General features: G+C 66.4%; 16 protein-coding genes and 1 tRNA gene. 10 read left to right on the top strand and 7 right to left on the bottom strand.

Annotation, left to right across the window (positions count from 1 at the left end; translation table 11 throughout):
* Positions 1–88 precede the first annotated feature (88 nt).
* Both AC3EDY_RS13580 and AC3EDY_RS13575 read left to right on the top strand, forming a co-directional pair.
* Positions 89–1531 (top strand): FAD-binding oxidoreductase, encoded by a 1443-nt coding sequence (locus AC3EDY_RS13580; RefSeq protein ID WP_488573036.1) that lies wholly within the window; start codon positions 89–91, stop codon positions 1529–1531.
* 143 nt (positions 1532–1674) lie between these two features.
* On the top strand, positions 1675–2451 hold the full coding sequence (locus AC3EDY_RS13575) for a SapC family protein (RefSeq protein ID WP_488573035.1): 777 nt from the start codon (positions 1675–1677) through the stop codon (positions 2449–2451).
* Positions 2452–2848: 397 nt separating this feature from the next.
* Here the strand turns inward: AC3EDY_RS13575 and AC3EDY_RS13570 are convergent, their stop codons facing one another.
* Positions 2849–3859, bottom strand: a complete 1011-nt coding sequence (locus AC3EDY_RS13570) for an N-formylglutamate amidohydrolase (RefSeq protein ID WP_488573034.1) — start codon at positions 3857–3859, stop codon at positions 2849–2851.
* 223 nt (positions 3860–4082) lie between these two features.
* Between AC3EDY_RS13570 and cpdR the strand changes: the two genes are divergently transcribed.
* The 5 genes from cpdR to AC3EDY_RS13545 all read left to right on the top strand — a co-directional run bounded on the left by cpdR (position 4083) and on the right by AC3EDY_RS13545 (position 9863).
* Complete coding sequence (gene cpdR / locus AC3EDY_RS13565; protein ID WP_488573079.1) at positions 4083–4445, top strand: cell cycle two-component system response regulator CpdR; 363 nt, start codon at positions 4083–4085, stop codon at positions 4443–4445.
* 89 nt (positions 4446–4534) lie between these two features.
* Positions 4535–4609: transfer RNA gene (locus AC3EDY_RS13560), tRNA-Val, on the top strand.
* Between the two features lie 186 nt (positions 4610–4795).
* The gene (locus tag AC3EDY_RS13555; protein WP_488573033.1) at positions 4796–6019 is read left to right on the top strand and encodes an NADP-dependent isocitrate dehydrogenase; all 1224 of its coding nucleotides are present in this window, start codon (positions 4796–4798) and stop codon (positions 6017–6019) included.
* Positions 6020–6173: 154 nt separating this feature from the next.
* Positions 6174–7745, top strand: a complete 1572-nt coding sequence (locus tag AC3EDY_RS13550) for a DUF1963 domain-containing protein (protein WP_488573032.1) — start codon at positions 6174–6176, stop codon at positions 7743–7745.
* 345 nt (positions 7746–8090) lie between these two features.
* Positions 8091–9863, top strand: a complete 1773-nt coding sequence (locus AC3EDY_RS13545; protein ID WP_488573031.1) for a cation:proton antiporter domain-containing protein — start codon at positions 8091–8093, stop codon at positions 9861–9863.
* A 40-nt stretch (positions 9864–9903) separates the two neighbouring features.
* Here AC3EDY_RS13545 and alaS read toward each other — a convergent pair whose 3' ends face one another.
* The 6 genes from alaS to smpB form a co-directional block, all read right to left on the bottom strand.
* Positions 9904–12549 carry an alanine--tRNA ligase gene (alaS, locus tag AC3EDY_RS13540; RefSeq protein WP_488573030.1) on the bottom strand — a complete coding sequence of 882 codons (2646 nt, stop codon included), beginning with the start codon at positions 12547–12549 and terminating at the stop codon, positions 9904–9906.
* A 64-nt stretch (positions 12550–12613) separates the two neighbouring features.
* Positions 12614–13537, bottom strand: a complete 924-nt coding sequence (locus AC3EDY_RS13535; RefSeq protein WP_488573029.1) for a class I SAM-dependent methyltransferase — start codon at positions 13535–13537, stop codon at positions 12614–12616.
* A gap of 50 nt (positions 13538–13587) precedes the next feature.
* The gene (gene recA / locus AC3EDY_RS13530) at positions 13588–14658 is read right to left on the bottom strand and encodes a recombinase RecA (RefSeq protein WP_488573028.1); all 1071 of its coding nucleotides are present in this window, start codon (positions 14656–14658) and stop codon (positions 13588–13590) included.
* Positions 14659–14903: 245 nt separating this feature from the next.
* A complete protein-coding gene (locus tag AC3EDY_RS13525; RefSeq protein WP_488573027.1) occupies positions 14904–17378 on the bottom strand; it encodes a hybrid sensor histidine kinase/response regulator in 2475 nt (824 codons plus the stop codon).
* A gap of 64 nt (positions 17379–17442) precedes the next feature.
* Complete coding sequence (locus AC3EDY_RS13520) at positions 17443–17988, bottom strand: DUF2062 domain-containing protein (protein ID WP_488573026.1); 546 nt, start codon at positions 17986–17988, stop codon at positions 17443–17445.
* A gap of 100 nt (positions 17989–18088) precedes the next feature.
* Positions 18089–18571: an SsrA-binding protein SmpB gene (smpB, locus tag AC3EDY_RS13515; RefSeq protein ID WP_488573025.1), complete on the bottom strand. Its 483-nt coding sequence runs from the start codon at positions 18569–18571 to the stop codon at positions 18089–18091.
* 175 nt (positions 18572–18746) lie between these two features.
* Between smpB and AC3EDY_RS13510 the strand changes: the two genes are divergently transcribed.
* From AC3EDY_RS13510 to AC3EDY_RS13500, 3 genes are all read left to right on the top strand, one after another.
* Positions 18747–19889 (top strand): patatin-like phospholipase family protein, encoded by a 1143-nt coding sequence (locus AC3EDY_RS13510; protein WP_488573024.1) that lies wholly within the window; start codon positions 18747–18749, stop codon positions 19887–19889.
* 63 nt (positions 19890–19952) lie between these two features.
* On the top strand, positions 19953–20735 hold the full coding sequence (locus AC3EDY_RS13505; protein ID WP_488573023.1) for a 3-hydroxybutyrate dehydrogenase: 783 nt from the start codon (positions 19953–19955) through the stop codon (positions 20733–20735).
* A gap of 110 nt (positions 20736–20845) precedes the next feature.
* Complete coding sequence (locus AC3EDY_RS13500; protein ID WP_488573022.1) at positions 20846–22060, top strand: argininosuccinate synthase; 1215 nt, start codon at positions 20846–20848, stop codon at positions 22058–22060.
* The last annotated feature ends 60 nt before the right edge of the window (positions 22061–22120 follow it).

Below are 22120 nucleotides of genomic sequence, written 5' to 3'. Positions count from 1 at the left end.
GGTGCTTGAACAATGCCTTAACCCGAGCGATGCGCAAAACGAGAAAAAGGAATTGCTGCGGCGCGCGCAGAGGGGTAGCCCGGAGACCATGATCGAAACGCTAGCGCCGCGCGCGGATGTCGCGCCGTTTCTGGAAGCCGCCTCCGCCCTTCTGGGCAGCAAGGGCTTTACCATCGACGCCGATGCCATCGCGCCCTGGCTGACAGACTGGCGCCAGCGTTTTACCGGGCGCGCTGTGGGCATGGCTTCGCCCGCCAACACCGAGGAGGTGGCGGCGCTGGTGCGGCTGTGCGCCGCGCATGGCGTGCCGATCGTGCCCCAGGGCGGCAACAGCGGCATGTCGGGCGGGGCGACGCCGGACGCAAGCGGCCATGCCGTGCTGCTGTCGCTGCGCCGGATGAACGCGATCCGCCGTGTCGATGCCGAAAGCCGCAGCGCGACGTGCGAAGCGGGCGTGATCCTGCAGGTTCTGCACGAAGCGGCCGAGGCCAAGGGTCTGCGTTTTCCCCTGTCGCTGGGCGGCAAGGGCTCGGCAACGGTGGGGGGCCTGATCGCCACCAACGCCGGGGGCACCCAGGTGCTGCGCCACGGTTCGATGCGCGCGCTGGTGCTGGGGCTGGAAGCGGTGATGCCCGATGGCAGCGTGTTCAACCAACTGGTGCCGCTCAAGAAAGACAACCGCGGCTTCGATCTCAAGCAGCTGCTGATCGGATCCGAAGGCACGCTCGGGGTAGTCACTGCCGCCACGCTCAAGCTGGAACCGGCCGTGTCCGCGCGCGAAGTGCTGTGGGCCGGCACGCAAGGCCTGGGACAGGCACGCGCGCTGCTGCTTCTGGCCGAACGCCTGGCCGGACCGGCGCTGGAGGGCTTCGAAGTGATGCCCCAGCACAGCCTCGATGCGGTGCGCGCTTATCTGCCCGGCGCTCGCCAGCCGCTGGCCGACGAGCATGCCTGGCACGTGCTGATCGAACTGGTCGCCGATGCCGATGGCGCCGAACGCCTGCCCGAAACGGCGCAGCGCGTGCTGGAAGAGGCGTTCGAAGCCGGCCTGATCGACGATGCCACGATGGCGGCCAGTGAAACCCAGGCGGAAGCATTCTGGAACCTGCGCGAAAGCATCGCGCCCGCCGAACGCGCGCTGGGCCCGGCCGTGCAGCACGATATCAGCGTGCCGGTGGACAGGATGCCCGCCTTCGTCGAGGAAGCAGTGCCCCTGCTCGAAGCGCAGTGGCCCGGCACCCGGGCGGTGGGCTTCGGCCATCTGGGCGATGGCAACATCCATTTCCACGTGATCGCGCCCGCAGGCGCCGAACCCGGCGCTTGGGAAGCGGGCGATGGCAAGGCGATCAGCCGCCAGGTGCACGACATGGTTGCCGCATGGGGCGGATCGATTTCGGCCGAACACGGCATCGGCCAGTTGAAGCGCGACGAACTCGCGCGGCTGGGCGATCCGGTGGCGCTGGCCATCCTGCGCCAGGTGAAACAGGCGCTCGATCCGCAGGGCCTGATGAACCCGGGCAAGCTTGTCTGAAAACCGGTTGCGGCGGGCGAAGATTGCGCGCGATCGGTGGTTGCGCGCGCTTGTCACTGCAACCGCTAAAGCCTATGCCGCTCGCGGCGCCCGTTCCAACTACGGGTCAACCACGGGCGCTTATCGTTTTTCGGAGAGATTGAATGGCCAGCGCGCCGCAAGCCAACCTGCCCCTGTTCTATAACGACCTCATGCCGCTCAACACGCGCGATCACGCCACGTGGCGCGCCCGGGGCGCCGAGTCCGCCCCCTGGCTGATCGGCCAGCACGCCGTGCCGTTGACAGTGGAGGAGTTTCCGCAGGCCGCGCGCCATTTCCCGATCATTTTCGCCTCGGGCGACAATCCCGTGCCGCTGGCACTGATGGGCCTTAACGAGGGCGTCAACGTTTTCGTCAGCGCCGAGGGCAAAGTGGAGCAGCCGATCTATCTGCCCGCCTATGCCCGCCGCTATCCCTTCATGCTTGCCAAGCTTTCGCCCGATAGCGACGACTTGTCGCTGTGCTTCGATCCGTCGAGTGGCCTGGTCGGCGAATTCGACGATGGCGAGGCCCTGTTCGACGGCGACCAGCCCAGCGAGGCGACCAAGCAGGCGCTGCAGTTCTGCGAGCAGTTCGAACAGGCCGGCCAGCGCACCCAGGCTTTCATCGACGAACTGCGCAAGCACAGCCTGCTGATGGAAGGCGAAGTGGCCATTCAGCAGACCGGCGTGGAGCAGCCATTCATCTATCGCGGGTTCCAGATGGTGAACCAGGAGAAGCTGCGCGAGACCCGGGGCGACGTACTGCGCGGCTGGGCGCAAAGCGGCCTGCTGCCGCTGGTCTATGCCCACATCTTCTCGCTCGATCTGATGAGCACGATCTTCGGCATCCAGGCACAACAGGGCAAGGCGCCCGTTGCCATGCCCGCTCCGGCGATCTGACCCGAACGGCCGGGCCGCCCGCGCCGGGCGAACCGGCATGGTCAGAACCGCTGCCTGGGCGGCCAGCGAATCATGCCCCGATTCGCTACTTGAAAGTTTCGATACTTAACGGCGGGTGTATTCGGTACCCGGCAAAGGGCGTAGAAAGAAACAACAACGCCCCGAGAATGCAATTAATTTCTGCGCCAACCCTCTTGCATGGCGCCGGAGTGTTGCCTATCTTCCTCACATCAGGCCGGCGCTCCCCTCATGGCCCGGTCTGATTGGTGCACCTGGTGCACCTCCTCCCTGAACCTTGGCCACCTGGAGCTTGTCTCCAGGTGGTTTTTTCATGGGCAAGCGGCCTGTCGAGGCCAGCCCGCTTTTTTCCCCCAGCCCGCTTTTACCCCAGCGGCATTCATTCCGCAGCCCGGGGCCAGCGATGCGCGGCCTGCCCCAGGGCGGCCACTTCCTGCGCCAGCACGCGCACCAGGCCGGTCATCGTGTCGACCACGTCGGCCAGCCCTTCGCCCGGTTCGGCCAGATCGGCATCCAGATAGGCACTGCGGTCGATCTCCACCTGTACGGCGTGAATGCCCGACTCGCGCCGGGCCTGCCGTTCCAGGCCATAGCCGCCGGCATAGGGCCGGTTATGGGCCGCGCGTGCCCCCGTTGCCGCCAGATGGGCAAAGGCGGCGGCCATCAACGTGCCGGCACAGGCCGCGCCGAAGCGATCGCCCAAAACGTAGGTCGGCGGCGGTTCCCCCTCTTCGTGCCGCGACAGCGGCGGCATGGAATGAAGATCGATCAACAGGGCTGCGCCCCATCGGGCGGCCAGATCCGCCAGGATATCCGACAAGGCCTGATGGTAAGGCGCATGGATGCTCGCGATCCGGGAATGAATATCCGCAGCCGGGGTGCGCTGGCGCCAGATTTCGCCCAGGCCCGCAAGGCGGCGCGGCACCAGCCCCAGGCCGCTGCGCGCGCGAGACGCCGGCTGTGGCCCGCGCGGCGGCAGCGGAAATCCATTCAGAGACGGATCGGGCACGATCATGTCGCGATCGAGATCGTCGGGCGCGCGGTTGAGATCGATCATCGCGCGCGGCGCCCGCGCGATCAGCAGCGCGGCACCGGTCTGGCGGCATACGGCACGAGCCACCAGATCGACCAGACGATCCTCCAGCCGCCGCGCGGCCTGGGCCGGGTGTCGCATGGCGGCAAGGACGCCTGGCGGATAAGCGCGACCCGCATGGGGCACGGCCAGCACGATCGGGACGGGCGCGGCCCGTGGGCGTTGCGACACGAAGGCTGGCCCGTCGCCGCCGGGGATCGTGCCCCCTTCGCCATGGCAAAGATCGTCCGCGCCGGTGATCCTGCCCCCTGCCCCATCATGGCACGAATCAATGGCGGGGCGATCGGTTGCATCCATGCTCAATGGCTGCAATGCTTTGGCGGTTCTGTCAAAACCTGGCCGGCGCCGGTCCTGCCGCAACCTTGGCCGAACACACCATCGGCCGGGCAGACGGCGCCGGCCTGAGATTGTTAACCCGTGGGGCGTTATAGAGACCCCCCGGCGATGCGCCTTGCCGGGCACGGCGCTGCGCGGGTGCCGGGCGCATCTGGAAAACGACATGGAAAATCAAAAGGGTAAGATGATCCGCATCCTGCTGGCTGAAGACGAAGAGGCCATGCGCACTTATCTGGCGCGCGCGCTGGAAAACGCCGGTTACAGCGTGATCGCGGTCGACCGCGGCACGCAGGCCGTGCCCCTTCTGGAACGCGAACAGTTCGACCTGCTGCTTTCGGATATCGTCATGCCCGAAATGGACGGGATCGAACTGGCGCAGCGGTGCAGCGAGATCAGCCCGGCCACCAAAGTTATGTTCATCACCGGCTTTGCCGCGGTGACTCTGAAAGCCAATCGCGAAGCGCCGCAGGCCCGCGTCCTGTCCAAGCCGTTCCACCTGCGCGACCTGGTCATGGAGGTGGACCGCATCTTTGCCAACGTTGCGTGATCCTCCCATTTGCCCCCTTGCCAAGGCATGGCGGCAAAGGTAGTGGGTCGCTCCCGACGCGTCGAGACGCGGCGGTTTTCGATGGTGCCGGGCGTATAGCTCAGTGGTAGAGCACTATGTTGACATCGTAGGGGTCGCAAGTTCAATCCTTGCTACGCCCACCATCGACAGACCTTGATCTAGCCTCGCCCCGGCGGGGCTTTTTCATGTCCGCAACATCGGCACGTCACCGGCCTTTTGCCCGAAGCGCCGGGCCTGCCGAAGAATCACCGGACGTGTGCTTGCACACCGTTCCGCACCTGCTAAGGGGGCGATAAGTTCAACTCCCCAGGCAAGGCAACGGAACGGCTATGGCGAAGATCAAGGTGAAGAACCCGATCGTCGAGATCGACGGCGACGAGATGACCCGCATCATCTGGGAATGGATTCGCGAACGTCTGATCCTGCCTTACCTGGATGTCGATCTGAAGTATTACGATCTTTCCGTCGAAAAGCGCGACGAGACCGGCGACCAGATCACGATCGATTCGGCCAATGCCATCAAGCAGTACGGCGTGGGCGTGAAGTGCGCCACGATCACCCCGGACGAAGCCCGCGTGGAAGAGTTCGGCCTCAAGAAGATGTGGAAGTCACCCAACGGCACGATCCGCAACATCCTGGGCGGCGTGGTGTTCCGCGAGCCGATCGTGATCCAGAACGTGCCCCGCCTGGTGCCCGGCTGGACCGATCCGATCGTGGTCGGCCGCCACGCTTTTGGCGACCAGTATCGCGCCACGGACACGCTGATCCCCGGCCCGGGCAAGCTGCGCCTGGTGTTCGACGGGGCCAACGGCGAATCGATCGATCTCGACGTGTTCGATTTCCCCTCGCCGGGCGTCGCCATGGCGATGTACAACCTCGACGATTCGATCCGCGATTTCGCGCGGGCCAGCTTCAATTATGGCCTTGGCCTGGGCTGGCCGGTCTATCTGTCGACCAAGAATACCATTCTCAAGGCCTATGACGGCCGCTTCAAGGACCTGTTCCAGGAAGTGTTCGACACCGAAGGCTTCAAGGAAAAGTTCGCCGCCGCCGGCATCGAATATCAGCACCGCCTGATCGACGACATGGTCGCCTCGGCACTCAAGTGGTCGGGCAAGTTCGTCTGGGCCTGCAAGAACTATGACGGCGACGTGCAGTCCGACACCGTGGCGCAGGGCTTCGGCTCGCTGGGCCTGATGACGTCGGTGCTGATGACGCCCGATGGCAAGACGGTCGAAGCCGAAGCGGCGCATGGCACGGTGACGCGCCACTATCGCCAGCACCAGCAGGGCAAGGCCACGAGCACCAACCCGATCGCGTCGATTTTCGCCTGGACGCGCGGCCTCATGTATCGTGGCAAGTTCGACGAAACGCCCGATGTGGTGCGTTTTGCCGAAACGCTTGAACGCGTGTGCGTCGAAACCGTGGAAAGCGGCAAGATGACCAAGGACCTTGCCATTCTGATCGGTCCGGACCAGCCGTGGATGACCACCGAAAAGTTTTTCGAAGCGATTGTCGAAAACCTGGAAAAGGAAATGGCCGCCTGGGCCTGAACCCGCGCCATTTTGCATGAAAAAGAAAGGCTCCGGCGCTTGCCGGGGCCTTTTCTTTTGGCATGCGAACCGGCAAGCAGAAACCGACGGGGTTGCACGGGGCAGCACCGGAGCTAGGGGCCGGGGCTTAGGGGGTGGCATGCAAGGCTTGGTAGTGCCGGCGATAATCGGGCTTGCCGTGGTGGCAGCACTCGGCACCCTTCTGGTGCTGCTGATCATGCGCCAACGCCGGGCGACGGGCGATACCGCCGCCGAAACGGCCGAGGCGCCAGTGCCGAGCGGGCAGACGCGCCGCCGCAACTTCGGCCCCGGCAGCGCCCGCCCGGAAAGCCGGCTTGCCGCGGAAGACGATCAAGAGCCCAGCCTGCCCGCCTTCGTCACCGCCGCACAGGAAGCCGAGGCGGCACGGACCGCGCTACAGACCGCGCCACAAGCTGCCATCGCCTCTGACGCCGCTGCTGGCCTGGCTTCTGTGCCGGCGACGCCGTCGGTCATCGCGCGGGCCTTGCGCCAGGCGGTTGTATTCCGACAGATTTTCCCGCCGCCGGTCGAAGGCACCCGCAGCTTCTACGGCGGCGTCCCGTCGACGCCCGGGCCGTTCGATTGGCCGCGATCGGCACAGACCGGCCTGCCGCTGCATTTCCTGTTGCAGGTGGATTGCGCCGCCGTGCCCGCGCGCGCCGGGCTGGGCCTTCTGCCCGAAAGCGGCGCGCTGCTGTTCTTTGCCGATCTTTCGGCCACGCCCGGGCGAGGCCCGGTGCCCGACGGGCGGGTGCTCTGGCTCGACGCGATCGAGGAAGCCCCGTGGGGCGACGCCGATCCGCCAGGCGATCTTCCCCCCGCCCATGCCGATCTGGCCACGGTCGCATGGCCCTGGGCGATCGATCCCGTCGATGCCCCGCAAGTGTTGCCGCGCTGGCCCTTCGTGCCGACGCTGATCGAACTGCCGGCCGCCTCGCCCGCGCTGGAGGCCACGGGCAGCACCTGGCCGGAAGGGCCTGCCGCCGATGCCCTGCTCGCCGCGCAGGGCTCGCCGCTGGCGGTCTATGCGCTTTCTCCCAACGATTTCAACGCGGACGACACCGGGATGATGGCGCGGCCATGGCCAGGCTTTCCCCACGATTGGCTGGCGATCCAGACGCTGGCCGCCATGCTGCTGCGCGAGGCGGGGCGCACCACACCGGCGGCCGCCCGCCTGCTCTGGCCCGAACGCGACGACGACGCCCGGCGCGCGCTGCTGTCCCGGATCGAAAGCGAGTGCGGCGAATGGCATGCCCTCGCCCGTACCAAGCCTGCCTTTGCCGACGTGACTGACGCAGTGCGCCATGCTTTCTGGCAATGGTTTTCAGGCTATGCGCCGCTCGCCCGGCTGGTTGCGCCCGGCGGCTGCGTCGCCGCGGTGGAAACCACGCTTCACGCCCTGCCCGCCAGCATTGCGACGTTTCCCAGCGACCTGGTGGCGCGCCTTGCCTATCGCCATGCGCTGGCCGTGCGTACCGCGGCCCGCGTTCACGCCCGCGTGCCCGACCGCCTCCTGGCCGCGCCGTCGGAAACCGAAGCCGACCAGTCACCCCGCGCGCAGCGCCAGTTGCTGCTGCTCGAACTTTCGGCGGACGAGGCCCTGGGCCATCACCTGGGCGACCACGTGCTGCAGTTCTGGATTGCGCCCGAAGATCTCGCCGCCCGCCGGTTTGACGCGACAGACATGGCCGCGCCGGCCGTCTGACGACGGCTCTGCCCTGGCCACGCCCCGGGGCGACGTACGGGGGGCCAAGCGCGACACCATTCCCTAAGGCGGCGTGGACAAATTCCGCAACGCCACGGTTGCCCTGTAAGAGGCCCTGGCGAGGCGCGAGGACGAAGCAAGAGTGAGCCTCTTGCAAGGCCAAGCGACGCAGCCAGGGCCTCTTGCAGGGCAATCCCTGCGGGGCTGGACCAGAAACCGCCATTTCGGCGTCGGCTCGGCGCGCAATATTCCCGATATTGCGCTGGCCTTACCTCCTTGAACTGGCGGTTTCTGCTTCCAGCCGTGGCGTTGCGGAATTCGTCCACGCCGCCTAGCCTGCCGCGCATGGCTGGCCAACTCGTTCCGACTTCCGCCCTGTCCGACGCCCTGGTGATCCTGGGCGCGGCGGGCATCGTCATTCCCGCCTTCGCCCGGTTCCGCATTACCCCGATCATCGGCTTCATCGTGGTGGGCCTGCTGGTCGGACCCTATGGCCTGGGCTCGCTGGCGCGGGACGTGCCCTGGCTGCATTACGTCACGATATCCAACCCCCATGCGATAGAGCCCTTCGCCGAATTCGGCATCATCCTGCTGCTGTTCGAGATCGGCCTGAAACTGTCGTTCAACCGCCTGTGGGCGATGCGGCGGCTGGTATTCGGCTTGGGGGCAATGGAACTGGCCGGTTCGGCCCTGCTGATCGCGCTGGGCCTGATGATGCTGGGCCAACCGGTTACCGGCGCGCTGGGGCTGGGCCTCGCTCTGGCGCTTTCGTCCACGGCGCTGGTGCTGCCCATTTCCGGAACGCAGGGGCCGGTGGGGCGCGCGGCCCTGTCGATGCTGCTGTTCGAAGATATCGCGCTGGTGCCCATCATCTTTCTGCTGGGAGCCATGGGTCCGGCAGCCGTCGCCGACGCGCCCGGTGTGGTCGAAACGCTGGGCAAAGGCGCGGTGGTGATCGTGGCTCTGCTGGTTCTGGGCCGGTTCGGCCTGCCGCCGCTGTTCGCCCAGGCGGCCAAGACCAAGAGCCCGGAACTGTTTCTCGCGGCCAGCCTGCTGGTGGTGATCGTCGCGGCGCTGGCCACGGGCGCGGTCGGCCTTTCGCCCATCATGGGCGCGCTTCTGGCAGGCCTGCTGATCGCGGAAACCGAATACCATACCGAAGTGGAAGCGATCACCAAGCCGTTCAAAGGCCTGGCGCTGGGCGTATTCCTGATCACCGTGGGGATGAGCATCGATCTGCGCGTGCTGGCGAGCGATTTTGCCGCCCTGGCGCTGGGCGTGCTGGGCGTGGTGACAGCCAAAGCGATGGTCACCGGCCTGCTGCTGCTGTTCTGGGGCAAGGAACGCGCCACGGCGCTGGAAACCGGCATCCTCATGTCGAGCCCTTCGGAAACCACGCTGATTGTGCTGGGTACGGCCGCGCAGGCGCAGCTTATCCAGCCGGCGACCGCGCAATTCTGGCAGATCGTGACCGCGATCGGCCTGACGATCACGCCGCTGCTGGCCAGTCTGGGGCAGATGAGCGCGGGCCGCGTGCGGCGGCAGGGCGGCGAGGAGAACGCTTTTGCCGTGGAAGAGCCGACGGGCCGCCGCACGGTCATCCTCGGTTTCGGCCGGGTGGGCCGCCTGATCGGCGAAATGCTGGCCGAACACGGCCGCCCCTACCTGGCGCTGGATGCGGAGCCGGGGGTGGTACGCGCCGCGCGCGCCGCGGGCCTGCCCGTGCTGTTCGGCAATATCGGCAGTGCGGCGGTGATCGACCGGCTCAATCTGGCTGACGCGAGCGCCGTCATCGTGACTATGGACGAGCCGGTGCTGGCGCTGCGCATCGTGCGCCGGCTGCGCGCGCTGGCGCCCGACGTGCCGATCATCGTCCGCGCCCGCGATCCCGATCATGCCGCCCAGCTCTATCGCGCCGGGGCAAGCCACGCGGTGCCCGAAACGCTGGAAAGCTCGCTGCAGCTGTCCGAGGCGGTGCTGGTGGACCTGGGCGTGCCGATGGGCCCGGTCATCGCCTCGATCCACGAAAAGCGCGATCAGTTTCGCATGCAGATCATGGCCGACGGCGATCTTGCCGTGCCCCCGCGCCTGAAGGCAAGCCGGCTGCGCGAACGGTAAAGCGAGTTCATCCCGGCGGTGTTCACGTGCCGGTCGCTGCTCAGCCCGCCAGCACGGCCTTTGCCGCCGCAAGCGCCGCGGCCGCGTTGCTGCCGTCGGGGCCGCCGCCCTGGGCCATGTCGGGGCGGCCGCCGCCGCCCTTGCCGCCCAGCGCTTCCACGCCGGCCCGCACCAGGTCCACGGCACTGACTTTGCCGGCAAGATCGGGCGTTACCGCCGCCGCGATGGAAGCGCGGCCCTCGTTGACCGCAACGATCACCGCCACGCCGGAGCCCAGGCGTTGCTTCGCCTGGTCGAGCAGCCCACGCAAGTCCTTGGGATCGAGCCCTTCGAGCACCTGTCCGGAAAAAGTGATCCCGGCCACTTCTTCGTCGGCCGCATCGGAACGGACATTGCCCCCGCCCAGCGCCAGCGCCTTGCGGGCCTCGGCGAGTTCGCGCTCCAGCTTGCGCCGCTCCTCGATCAGCGCGGCCACGCGGGCCTCGACGTCATCCGGCGTGGTGCGCAGCAGGCCGGCCGTGTGCTTCAGGGCATCCTCGCGCCCGATCAGCCATTGCCGCGCGCCTTCGCCGGTCAACGCCTCGATCCGCCGCACGCCCGAGGATACCGCGCTTTCGCTCACGATGCGGAACAGGCCGATATCGCCCAGGGCGCGGACGTGAGTGCCGCCGCAAAGCTCCACCGAATAGACTTTGTCGGTGGCCCGACCCATCGACAGCACGCGCACTTCCTCGCCGTACTTTTCGCCGAACAGCGCCATGGCGCCCGCGGCGATGGCGTCGTCGGGGCTCATGAGGCGAGTGGTGACCGGCTCGTTGGCGCGGATTTCGGCATTCACTTCCGCCTCGATCGCGGCGATGTCGTCCGCGCTCAGCGCCGTGGGGTGCGAAAAGTCGAAGCGCAGGCGGTCGGGCGCGACAAGCGAGCCCTTCTGCGTGACATGGGCGCCCAGGCGGTTGCGCAGCGCCTGGTGGAGAAGGTGCGTTGCCGAATGGTTGGCGCGCGTGGCATCGCGGCGCTCGACGTCGACCACCAGATGCACCGCGTCGCCCACGCGGATCGTCCCGGCTTCGACCACGGCCTGGTGCGCGTGCAGCCGGCCCAGCGGCTTGGCCGTATCGGTGACAGTGATCCTGAGGCCCTCGGCACCGCCGATCGTGCCGGCATCGCCCGTCTGGCCGCCGCTTTCGCCATAGAACGGCGTCTGGTTGGTGAGCACCGTCACGGCATCGCCCGCGCCGGCCTCGCGCACTTCGGCACCGTCCTTGACCAGGGCGACGACCACGCCTTCGCCGCTGGTGGCGGTATAGCCGGTGAATTCGGTGGCGCCTTCGCGCTCGGCAATGTCGAACCACACCTCGCTCGAGGCGGCATCGCCCGAGCCTTTCCAGGCAGCGCGGGCGGCGGCTTTCTGCTGGGCCATGGCCGCGTCGAAGCCATCGCGGTCCACCGCAACGCCGCGCGCGCGCAAGGCGTCTTCGGTCAGGTCATAGGGAAAGCCATATGTGTCATAGAGACGGAACGCGGTCTCGCCCGGCAGCTTGTCGCCCTCGCCAAGGCCGGCCGATGCCTCGTCGAGCAGACGCAGGCCGTTCGACAGCGTCTGGCGGAAACGTGTTTCCTCGCGCTTAAGCACTTCCTCGATCAAGGGTTGCGCGCGGCCCAGCTCGGGATAGGCCTGGCCCATCTCGGTGACCAGCGCCCCCACCAGGCGGTGCATCAGCGGGTCCCTGGCGCCCAGCAGATGCGCATGGCGCATGGCGCGGCGCATGATCCGGCGCAGCACGTAACCGCGCCCTTCGTTCGACGGCAACACGCCATCGGCCAGAAGGAAGCTCGACGAACGCAGGTGATCGGCGATCACCCGATGGCTGGCCGTATGTTCGCCCGCGGCCTTGACCCCGGTCAGGCTTTCCGAAGCGGCGATCAGCGCGCGGAAGGTATCGGTGTCATAGTTATCGTGTTCGCCCTGCAGCACGGCGGCGATGCGTTCCAGGCCCATGCCGGTGTCGATCGACGGTTTGGGCAGGTTGCCGACGATCTGGCCGGCCGCCTGCTCGAACTGCATGAACACGAGGTTCCAGATCTCGATGAAACGGTCGCCGTCCTCGTCCGGGCTGCCTGGCGGGCCACCGGGAATATCGGGGCCGTGGTCATAGAAAATCTCGGAACAGGGGCCGCACGGACCATCGTCGCCCATCGCCCAGAAGTTGTCCTTGGTGGCGATGCGGATGATCTTCTCGTCCGGCAGGCCGGCGATCTTGCGCCACAGCGTGGCTGCCTCGTCGTCGGTATGATAGACGGTGATCAGCAGCTTGTCGGCCGGCAGGCCCCAGACCCTGGTCAGCAGTGTCCAGGCATGCGTGATCGCCTGTTCCTTGAAATAGTCGCCGAACGAGAAATTGCCCAGCATTTCGAAGAAGGTGTGATGCCGCGCGGTATAGCCGACATTGTCCAGATCGTTGTGCTTGCCCCCGGCGCGGACGCATTTCTGCGACGACGTGGCGCGTGGGACGCTGCGGGTTTCAAGCCCGGTGAACACGTTCTTGAACGGGACCATGCCCGCGTTGGTGAACATCAACGTCGGATCGTTGTAAGGCACGAGGGGTGCGGAGGGCACCACGTCGTGGCCTTGGGAACCGAAGTATTCCAGAAAGGACCGGCGGATTTCGTTCGTCGAAGTCATGCCCCGCCGATTAGGCGAGCCGGCCGCCCGGAACAAGCCGGATTCATCGCCGGGCGCCGCCGGTTCACGCTTTCGTGGCGGTGACGATCCAGGCGGCGGCCGCGAACGCCACCACGCCGTTGCGATGATGCGCGGCGATGATCTGCACCAGGTCTTCCTCGATGCCGGCGCGCCTGTCGTCGGCCGCCTGGCGCAGGGCGGACGCGGCCGGGCCGATGCGGCGAAAAAGCGCGAAAGCCTGCGCCTGCGCGTCCGGCCCTTCGCCGGCGATATAGGGGAAATCATGGGGCGTGAAGACCAGGTCGGTCCACCCGGCGAGCATCGTGCGCACATGATCGGGATCGGCAAAGGCGAACGGGCCGGGGGCATGGGGATCGGCCGGCCTCGCGGGCGGCGGCACCAGCGCGGCCATGGCGCTGGCCCAGGCATTTTCGGTCGGCGGGCGAAAGCAGGAAAAGACCAGGCGTGCGCCCGGTGCCGCCACGCGGGCCAGATGCGCAAAGGCCGCTGGCGGATCGGCAAAGAACATCACCCCGTGGCGCGATACCAGCAGATCGGGCGCGAAATCGGCATCACGCCACTGGCTGGCGTCGGCAATGGCAAACCGCGCATTGACGCAGCCTGCGCCACGCTGCCGCGCGGCGGCGATCAGATCGGCCGAAAGATCAATCCCGCATACCGTGCTGGCAGGCCTGGCGGCGGCCAGGGCCAAAGCAAGCTCTCCCGCCCCGCAGCCGATATCAAGCAGGCGCTCGCCGGGCATCGGGGCAATGGCGGCCAGCAGCGCCGGAGTCAGCCGGGCAAAGGCGCGATCGGTACGCTGCCATTCTTCTGCCCAGGCACGGCCGACGCCGCCCTGCCAGTCCATCGCTTGGGTCATGGCGCCGGCATAGGCCATCGCGGCCAGCTTGGCGACAGGGACGCGTGGCGCGCCTTTCACCAGGAACAGAGCGCCGGAATAGAAAGCGGCACGGGCGCGGCGCGGCACCCGACCGCGACCGCGACCGCACCCTGTCAATCACGTCCCGTCAATCGCGATCACATATCGTCATCGGCATCAGGCCCGGCCATGAGGCCTTCGGCCACCTGCTCGGTCCGGCCGCGGATCGCCGCTTCCAGGCGATCGCGCATTTCGGCGTTCTCGCGCAGGAAGTTCTTGGCATTCTCGCGGCCCTGGCCGATGCGCACCGAGTCATAGCTGAACCACGCGCCCGACTTCTCCACCAGGCCGGCCTTGACTCCCAGATCGAGAATTTCCCCGATCTTGGAAATGCCTTCGCCATACATGATGTCGAATTCCACCTGCTTGAACGGTGGGGCGACCTTGTTCTTGACGACTTTGACCCGGGTGGTGTTGCCGGTGATCTCGTCGCGTTCCTTGATCTGGCCGGTGCGACGGATATCGAGCCGGACCGAGGCATAGAACTTGAGCGCGTTGCCCCCGGTGGTGGTTTCGGGATTGCCGTACATCACGCCGATCTTCATGCGCACCTGGTTGATGAAAATCACCATGCAGCGCGAACGGCTGATCGAGCCGGTCAGCTTGCGCAGCGCCTGGCTCATCAGGCGTGCCTGAAGGCCGACGTGGCTGTCGCCCATCTCGCCCTCGATTTCGGCCCGCGGCACCAGCGCGGCGACCGAGTCCACCACCAACACGTCGATGGCGTTGGATCGCACCAGGGTATCGACGATTTCAAGCGCCTGCTCGCCGGTGTCGGGCTGCGAAACGATCAGTTCGTCGATATTGACGCCCAGTTTCTTGGCATAGACCGGATCGAGCGCATGTTCGGCATCGACGAACGCCGCCGTGCCGCCACCCTTCTGAGCTTCGGCGATGGCATGCAGCGCCAGCGTGGTTTTCCCTGAACTTTCGGGACCATAGATTTCGATGATGCGGCCACGCGGCAGACCACCGATGCCCAGCGCGATGTCCAGCCCGAGCGAGCCGGTGGAGACGGCTTCCACCTGCATTGTCTCTTTCGAGCCCAGCTTCATCACCGACCCCTTGCCGAACGCGCGGTCGATCTGGGCCAGTGCGGCGTCGAGCGCCTTCTGACGATCCATGTCTTTCTCTTTGCCTTCCTGAATGAGCTTGAGCTGCGCCGCCATGGCTGCTTCCCCTTGCCTAGAGATGGCTGACACGAACCGTCAACACACAAGCAATGTACTCATTTCGTTCCATAAGAACAAGAGGGGAACGAAAAATTCCTCGCTTGTTTGCAGGAACGCGCATCGGTCATTGATTTTACGGGGTTTTGCAACGGTTCGTAAAGGCGCCGATGCCGAACCGGCGTGCTTTTCCCGACGGCCGGAAATGCTGCCATCCTGGCGCTAATGCCGACTCGTTGCAGCACCTATGCGCCGCGCAGCACCTGTTCCACCGCCGCCACGATCTGCGCCACGGAAAAGGGCTTGGCGAGAAAGTGCATGTTGGGAATATCGATCTCGCGGCGCAGCTGCTCCTCGGCATAGCCCGACATGAACAGAACCGGCAACTCGGGCTTTACCCGGCGGATCTCGCGCGCCATGGCCGGCCCGTCCATCGACGGCATGACCACATCGGACACCACGAGATCGATGTCGTTGCCGGCGGCCAGGATGCGGGCCAGCGCATCGAGGCCGTCTTCCCCATCGGCGGCGGTCGTGACCTCATAGCCCTGGCGCACCAGCGCGCGTTCCGCCACCGCGCGGACCGTATCCTCGTCCTCCACCAGCAGCACGCGCCCGCCGCCGGTCCATTGCGTGCGGCGCGCTTCGCCCTTGGGCCTGGACACCTCGACCATATCGGCCGGGCCGGGCACGTGGACCGGCAGATAGATGGTGAAGCGCGTGCCCTTGCCCACCTCGCTTTCGGCAAAGATGAACCCGCCCGATTGCTTGACGATCCCGTAGACGGTGGAAAGGCCAAGCCCGGTGCCCTTGCCCTTGTCCTTGGTGGTGAAGAACGGTTCGAAGATCTTGCCGATCTGCGAGGGCTTGATGCCATGGCCGGTATCTTCCACCACCAGCGCCGTATAGTCGCCGATGGGCAGGATTTCGCTTTTCATCGCCCGCACGTCGCCAGCAGTGACACGGCGGGTGGCGATGCGCAGGGTGCCGCCGGCCTTGGCGTCGGTGCCGTTGGCAGTCATCGCATCGCGCGCGTTGACGGCAAGGTTGAGCAGGACCTGCTCGAGCTGCACCGGATCGGCCCGCACCAGCCCGAGATCGCGATCGTGCGTCACGTCGAGCTGGATTTTCTCGCCCAGCAGGCGCTTGAGCAGCGTCGATACCTCGGCCACCACATCGGGCAATTGCAGCACTTCCGGGCGCAGCGTCTGTTGCCGCGAGAAGGCCAGCAACTGCCGGGTGAGCGAGGCGGCACGGTTGGAATTGGCCTTGATCTGCTGAATATCGTCGTAATCGCTGTCGCCGGGCGTGTGGCGCATCAGGATCAGATCGCAATAGCCGATGATTGCGGTGAGCACGTTGTTGAAATCGTGGGCGACGCCACCGGCCAGCTGGCCCACCGCCTGCATCTTGGTGGCCTGGGCGATCTCGCGCTTGAGCCGCGCTTCCTCGGTCGAGTCCTTGAGGCTCAGCAGCACTACGCCTTCGCCCAGCCCGCGCACGCCGGCCAGGCTGAACGAGACAGGCTCCTCCGGGGCGGCGAGCAGGCGTACGGCCACGTCACCGGCTGTGGGCGCGCCCTGCGTGTAGCGGCGCACCGCATCGGCCAGCGCCCCCTTGTCTTCGCGAATGACCAGGTCGGACGGATAGGGCGGCGGAACCGGTCCATCGTGCCCGGCCGCGCGCAGGAACGCGCGGTTGGCAAAAAGGAAGCGCCCGTCGCGATCGATCATCGCCAGGCCCAGTGGCAGGCGCGAGAGCAGCGCCTCGATCTGCGGCAGGCCGGCGCGGGCATCGCCCAGTGCGCCTTCGCTGTCGATCACCAGAAACAGCGACGGCACCTGCGCAGGATCGGTCACGGCCACGCCGTCGGGATCGGCGATCGGCACATGGATGAAACGCACCGGTGTGCCGCGCGCGCCTTCGCGGGCATAGAAAATGCGCTCGCTTTCATCGGCACGGAACCACGATACGAAATCGCTGCCCGTAACCTGCGCACCTTCGCCGGCGGCGCGGGCGGCGAAGGCGGCATTGGCGGCCTGCACGCGGCCATCGGGCAGCACGACCGCGGCCTGGATGCCCTCGCGCGTCAGCGCCCGGCCCAGCTTGCCGCCGACATGGCCGGCGACGTCGGCCACCAGATCGATCTGCGCCAGCGGTACGAAGCGGCAGACCAGGTGATCCTGCCCGCGGCCCGCGCGGAGCAGATCCGCCCGCCACTGTCCGCTGGTGGATGTGAGCCGTGCTACCTGCGCCCGTCCGTCGCGCCAAGCGGCGCGCATGGCGCGCTCCAGCGCTTCGGCATCGGCTGGCGCTATCGGCAAGCGCGGCGGCGCGGCCTGATCGAACCATTCCGTAAAGCGGCCATTGGCGCAAACCAGGCGGCCGGCGCGGTCGATAATCGCCAGGGCCTCGTCCGGCCGCTCGATCGCGGCGAACGTAACCGACCAGTCGGGCGGCGCCCAGGCGGGATCGGCCCGCTGCGGCAGGAACCGCACGACGACACGGGCGACCAGCCCCAGCGCCCCGAGCCCGACGAGGTAGACGGCCGCCAGAACGGCATCGCCCGCCAGCAGTCCCAGCAGCACCGCCCCGCCAAGCGCGGCCAGCGCGGCGATCAGCGCGTCGCGCCGCCAGGCGGCCGAGGCGGTGTGCGTCCGCGCGTCGTCAGGCCAGCCCGGAAAAGCGCCTTCGCCGATGTCGCCCGCTGCCGCCGGCACGCCTGTCCCCTTCGTTACTGTTGCGGCCGACACATGCCGTTCGACCCTTTACCGCCTGAACCATTCACCGCCCGGCGCGCATGGCCAGACGCGTGCGCCGCTTGTGCACCGTCCACCAGCGCCAGGCAAACCCCGCGATGACATAGCCGAGCGCGGCCGCCACCACGGAAATCACGAACAGCCCGAAGACCAGCGCGGGCGCGGCATCCGAGAGCAGCCAGCCGGCCCATTCGGAAAAGCTGGCCCCGCGCTCGAACAGGGCCATGAACGTGGCCACGTCGGCATGAAAGCCGAACCAGTTGCCCAAAGCCAGCGAAGCGGCGATGAACAGCGGCGTCGTTGCCGGATTCGACAGGAACGTCATTCCCGCCGCGATCGGGATATTGCCGCGAAGCGGCAGGCAAAGCGCCGCGGCACCGGCAATCTGCACCCCCGGGATCATCGCGAAGATGCCTACCAGCAGGCCCACCGCCACCCCGCGCGGCACCGATCGCCGGGTGAACCGCCAGAGTTCCGCGCGCGCGGCCAGAGGGCCGGTAAAGCGGTTGCGCTCCATCTGCTGACGCGTGGGCATCGACGAGCGGACCATGGTGGCAATCTTGTGGCGCATCGAAACGGCGATTCCCCGTGGTTGTGGCATGGGCAATCATGCCTGCATTCTACTTGCCAGACGATGAAGCACGGCAGCGACACGTCGCAATCGCCGGCGTTCAGCCGTGTTCGCGCATGATCCGCGCCTTGTCACGCTGCCAGTCACGGTCCTTGATCGTGGCGCGCTTGTCGGCGGCGTTCTTGCCCTTGGCGAGGGCCAGTTCGACCTTGGCCCGTCCGCGGCCGTTGAAATAGATCGACAGCGGCACCAGCGTCATGCCCTTGCGTTCGACCGCGCCGTGAAACCGGTCGATCTCGCGTTCCTTCAGCAAGAGTTTGCGGGGGCGCTTGGGCTCGTGATTGAAGCGGTTGCCGTGGCTGAATTCGGGCACGTTGGAATTGACCAGCCAGACCTCGCCGTTCTTGACCTCGGCATAGGATTCGGCGATCGAGCCTTCCCCGAACCGCAGCGATTTCACTTCCGTGCCGGTCAGCACGATGCCCGCCTCGTAGACGTCTTCCACGAAATACTCGAACCGCGCCCGGCGGTTTTCGGCGACGATCTTCTTCTTGTCGAAGGCCTGGGGGGTTGGTCTTGCCATGATCCTGCCCATGTAGGCAGGGAATGCGCGCAAGGAAAGCGGGAGAAGGCGCGAAATCTGCGAGCACGGAGCAGGCAGAAGGCGGCGCCGTGGCATATCCGTCTTGCCAGTTTCACATTGCCCCCGCACAGTGCGTTGCACTGCACAACGGCAGCCGGATGGAGCAAGGACGAACATGGCCGATGCAACACACGAGCGCTGCGTGCTCGTGCTTCAGGGCGGCGGGGCATTGGGCGCCTATCAGGCGGGCGTGTTCGAAGCGCTGGCTGCCAGCGGCTACTGCCCCGACTGGGTGGCCGGGATTTCCATCGGTGCCGTCAATGCCGCGCTGATCGCCGGCAATCCACCCGAGCGGCGGGTGCGCCATCTGCGGGCGTTCTGGGAACAGGCGTCGTCGCGCGTTCCTTTCGCCTCGCCCTTTGCCGATGGCTGGGGCCGGCGCCTGTTCAACGAATGGGCCGCCGCATCGGTGGCCTTGACCGGAATCCCGGGCTTTTTCATGCCACGCACCACGCCGCCGTGGCTGGCCCTGCCCGGATCGCCCGATTCGATCAGCCTTTACGATACCAGCCCGCTGCGCAAGACTTTGCTGGAACTGGTGGATTTCGACCTGATCAACAGCGGCAAGACGCGCCTGAGCGTGGGCGCGGTCAATGTTCTCACCGGCAATTTCGCCTATTTCGACAACCGTGACCGCCTGATCGAGCCCGAACACATCATGGCCAGCGGCGCGCTGCCGCCTGGCTTTCCCCCGATCATGATCGATGGCGAACCCTATTGGGACGGCGGCATCGTTTCCAACACGCCGCTGCAATTCGTGCTGGACGAACGCGGTTGCGATGCCGAACAGCACGAAACCAGCCCCGGCCCGGCGCTGCGCGATCCGCTGCTGGTGTTTCAGGTAGACCTGTTTGCCGCCCATGGCATGATGCCACGCAGCCTGGCCGAAAGCGCCCAGCGCGAAAAGGACATCCGCTTTTCCAGCCGGACCCGGCTCAACACCGACATGCAGAAGCGGATAGAGGCGCTGGAAGCGGCTGCCGCGCGGCTTGCCGAACGCCTGCCGGCCGAATTCGCCGGTGACGAGGACCTCGCCATTCTGACGGCGCGAGCCCAGGATGGCCCCGTGACGATCCTTCACCTCATCAATCGGGGCGAGGATTACGAGACCCAGAGCAAGGATTACGAGTTTTCCCGCATGACGATGCAGGGGCACTGGAACAGCGGCCGCCACGACGTGGAACGCTCGTTCGCCAGCCCGCGCTGGAAGAACCGCACTTTGCCGGCACGTGGCATCGTCACGCTCGATCTTGCCTGAACGGGCCAGAAAATCCGGCCAGGCATCGCTTGGGGACCGACCCAGACTGTGGAGAATGCATCGATGAACCTCGACAACAAGATCGCCATCGTCACCGGCGCGGCCAGCGGCATCGGCCTTGCCATCGCCAGGCGTTACGCGCAGGCCGGCGGGCGCGTGGCGATTGCCGATCTCAAGCTGGACGCCGCACAGGCCGCGGCCGACGGCATCAATGCCGATCACCCTGGCGCGGCGATCGCCGTGGAAATGGACGTGACCAGCGAAGATCAGGTCAATGCCGGCGTCGCCAAAGTGGTGGACACCTGGGGCGGGGTCGATATCCTGATCTCGAACGCGGGCATCCAGATCGTCAACCCGGTGGAAAGCTTTGCCTTTGCCGACTGGAAAAAGATGCTGGCGATCCACCTCGACGGCGCGTTCCTGACCAGCAAGGCCGTATTGCCGCACATGTATGCCAAGGGTAGCGGGGCGATTCTCTTCATGGGTTCGGTCCACTCCAAGGAAGCCTCGCCGCTCAAGAGCGCCTATGTCACGGCCAAGCACGGGCTCGAGGGGCTGGCCCGCACCATTGCCAAAGAAGGCGGCAAGAAGGGCGTGCGCACCAACCTGATCTGCCCCGGCTTCGTGCGCACCCCGCTGGTGGACAAGCAGATTCCCGAACAGGCGAAGGAACTGGGCATCAGCGAGGAAGAGGTCGTCAAGAACGTGATGCTGGGGCAGACGGTGGACGGCGAATTCACCACCGTGGAAGACATTGCCGAAGTGGCGCTGTTCTTTGCCGCGTTCCCCAGCAATGCCCTGACCGGGCAATCGCTGGTGGCGAGCCATGGCTGGTTCATGAACTGAAAGCTTTCCCGCGGCGCGCGAGGGGCCCAAAATCCCCCGCGCGCCTTGCGGTACGCCCCCCTGCCTGTTAGGCGCGCGGCGCGTCTTTCAGTCTTGAGGAGTGCCCGCCGATGTCCGAGATCAAGCGTGTCGTCCTCGCCTATTCGGGCGGGCTCGATACCTCCGTCATTCTCAAGTGGTTGCAGGTCAACTACAACTGCGAAGTGGTGACGTTTACCGCCGATCTCGGGCAGGGCGAGGAACTGGAGCCGGCCCGTGCCAAGGCCGAACTCATGGGCGTGAAGCCGGAACATATCTATATCGACGATCTGCGCGAGGAATTCGTGCGCGATTTCGTTTTCCCGATGATGCGCGCCAACGCCCGGTACGAAGGCGATTACCTGCTCGGCACCTCGATCGCGCGACCGCTGATTTCCAAGCGCCTGATCGAGATCGCGCGCGAAACCGGCGCCGATGCGGTGGCCCATGGCGCCACCGGCAAAGGCAACGACCAGGTGCGGTTCGAGCTTTCCGCCTATGCGCTGGAGCCGGGCATCAAAGTGATCGCGCCCTGGCGCGAATGGGATCTGGCCAGCCGTACCGCGCTGATCGCCTGGGCCGAGGCGCATCAGATCCCCGTGCCTCGGGACAAGCGCGGGGAAAGCCCGTTTTCGACCGATGCCAACCTGCTGCACACCTCGTCTGAAGGCAAGGTGCTGGAAGATCCGTGGCAGGAAGTGCCCGACTACGTCTATTCCCGCACCGTCGATCCCGAAGACGCGCCCGACCAGCCCGAATACGTCACGATCGATTTTGCCAAGGGCGATGGCGTGGCTCTGAACGGGGAGGCGTTGAGCCCCGCCGCCCTGCTCACCGCGCTCAACGAACTGGGGCGCAAGCATGGCATCGGGCGGCTCGACCTGGTCGAGAACCGCTTCGTAGGCATGAAAAGCCGGGGCATGTACGAAACCCCGGGCGGCACGATCTATGCCATGGCGCATCGCGGCATCGAATCGATCACGCTCGATCGCGGCGCGGCGCATCTGAAAGACGAACTGATGCCCAAGTATGCCGAGCTGATCTACAACGGCTTCTGGTTCTCGCCCGAGCGGGAGATGCTGCAGGCCGCCATCGACCACAGCCAGGCCCGCGTCAACGGCACGGTGCGCCTGAAGCTTTACAAGGGGCTGGCCTCGGTCGTCGGCCGCCGGTCTCCCGACAGTCTCTATTCCGAGCGCCACGTGACGTTCGAAGACGATGCCGGCGCCTATGACCAGAAGGATGCGGCCGGCTTCATCAAGCTCAACGCCCTGCGGCTGCGCCTGCTGGCCCAGCAGGGACGCTGATACGGGCTTATCATCCCGCCGCCGTCGCTTGAGCGCGGCGGGCGGCGGGTTTGGCCGGCG

The sequence above is a fragment of the Novosphingobium sp. DS6-6 genome (assembly GCF_057784975.1).
The sequence above is the reverse complement of the archived record's forward strand: the minus strand, read 5'-3'. Positions and strand labels throughout refer to the sequence as shown.